The following is a 325-nucleotide window of genomic DNA, read 5'->3' as shown; positions in this document are numbered from 1 at the left end:
CAGGTGAAGCGCGGCAATAACCTGTTCCCGCTGGGCTTTGTTGTCGGTCAGTAAGCGGTGAATGTCCACCGTCAGGATGATGCCGTTGAGCGGCTGGCGCTGACGGTTTTCGGCGAGCCAGGCGAGCAGGGCCTGCCACAGACGGGCGGGCAGCTGGGGTTTGCCGGTGTCCGGCGGCGATACCTGGTCGATAAGGAAGCCGTCCGGGTCGATAATGACGGCTTTCTCCCCCAGCCAGCAGCGCAGATGCAGGGGCAGTGCCTCTTCCCCGCTCAGGGTGTCCGGCGCGGCAATGTCAGTCAGCCGGTAACCTTCCTGAATCAGT

At 63.7% G+C, this 325-nt stretch carries 1 protein-coding gene; it reads right to left on the bottom strand.

The window, feature by feature from the left end:
- On the bottom strand, window positions 1-325 hold a 325-nt coding region (locus tag ACGF49_RS25065; protein WP_387493482.1), incomplete at both ends, for a type VI secretion protein IcmF/TssM N-terminal domain-containing protein.

The organism is Photorhabdus sp. RM96S, assembly GCF_042879335.1.
GTDB classification, from domain to species: Bacteria; Pseudomonadota; Gammaproteobacteria; order Enterobacterales; family Enterobacteriaceae; genus Photorhabdus; species Photorhabdus kayaii.
The sequence above is the reverse complement of the archived record's forward strand: the minus strand, read 5'-3'. Positions and strand labels throughout refer to the sequence as shown.